Origin of the sequence: Bifidobacterium sp. UTBIF-68 (genome assembly GCF_006408855.1) — a bacterium.
Lineage (GTDB): Bacteria > Actinomycetota > Actinomycetes > Actinomycetales > Bifidobacteriaceae > Bifidobacterium > Bifidobacterium reuteri.
Genome location: NZ_JFAN01000069.1, coordinates 1 through 1,345 on the forward strand (window position 1 = coordinate 1; position 1,345 = coordinate 1,345).

The 1,345-nt window shown below is 63.9% G+C and carries 1 protein-coding gene; it reads right to left on the reverse strand.

The window, feature by feature from the left end; all coding sequences use genetic code 11:
* On the reverse strand, positions 1 to 1,280 hold a 1,280-nt coding region (locus BW14_RS11810; protein ID WP_044090700.1), incomplete at its 3' end, for an IS3 family transposase.
* Positions 1,281 to 1,345: the final 65 nt, after the last annotated feature.

A 1,345-nucleotide genomic window follows, 5' to 3' on the forward strand; every position in this document is an offset into this window, starting at 1 on the left:
TTGTACCAGCGTATGTACTCATCGACCAAGGCGAGCACCTCGTTGCGGGTGTGTTCCTCCCACTTCTCGGGGTAGACCGCCTCGGTCTTCATCCTGCCGAAGAATCCCTCCGCGGCCGCGTTGTCCGGCGAACAGCCCTTCGCGCTCATGGAGCGCGTCAGCCCGAAGCGTTCCATGAGCCCGAGCCATCCGGGCCACCGGTAATGGCATCCACGGTCGGAATGCACCAGGGGACGCGCGTTCCCCGGCAGCGTCGAGGCCGCTTTCTCCAGCATCCGGTTGGCCAGCTCCGCGTTGGGGCTGAAGCCGGCGGTGTATGCGACGATCTTGCCATCGAAGCAGTCGATCATCGGCGAGAGGTACACCTTCCCGTCCCTGGCCTTGATCTCGGTGATGTCCGTCAGCCACTTCTCGTTCGGACGCTCGGCCGTGAAGTCCCGGTCGACGAGATTGGCGGGAGCCGGCGTCGTCTCGCCCTCGTAGGAACTATACCTGCGTCGCTTGGGCACGTGCGCCACGAGCCCTTCCTCCGCCATGATCCTGCGGACCGACTTCTCCGATACGCCGGTCTTGAGCACCGCCTTGATCCTGCGGTACCCGTACCTGCCCTTGGAATCGGCGAACGCCCCGGCCACCTCTGCCCTGAGTCCGGCGTACTTGTCAACGCCGAGCCGGGCGTGGTGGTAGTGGTAGCTGCTGGGCGCGATGGCGAGCAAGCATGTCATCGAGCTGAGCGAATACGCCGGCCTCAACCGGTCGATCAACAGGGTCTTCTCCCTGTTCGACAGGCGCCGCAGGTCGGCGCCGGGGTCTTTTTTTACGACCTCCACCACCTCCCGCATCAACGCGTTCTCCAGCTCCAGTTCCTCGACCCTGCGGCGCAAAGCCTCCGCGTCATCATCATCGGCTGCGGACGGCCGGCGGCGGGAGTCCGCGGGCTTATTGCCCTGCGCGGAGTTCCTGTTTTTGGGCTGCAACGCGGCCATGCCGCCCTTGCGGTACGCCCTGACCCAGCCATGCACCGCGCCGACGCTCACGCCGAGCTGTTTGGCGGCCTGCTTCTGCTGCATGCCGCCCAGCACCAGCTCGACTGCCCTTCGCCTGGTCTCCAGTGGGATGATGGGTTTGGCCATATGGCCAGCATACCGGGAATCCATCGCCAGCCAACGCTCCAGACACTGCCTGGTCGGATAACCCAGATGCTCCACCACCTGGGCCGTCGTCATCGGCGTGGTGAAATACAACTCCACCGCACGCTCTCGTTCCTCAAGACTGAACATACGAAAATCCTTCCGTTCGGTCTCCAAGAAAACGTCCGCAGCCCCGAAGGACGCATTTTTGCGTA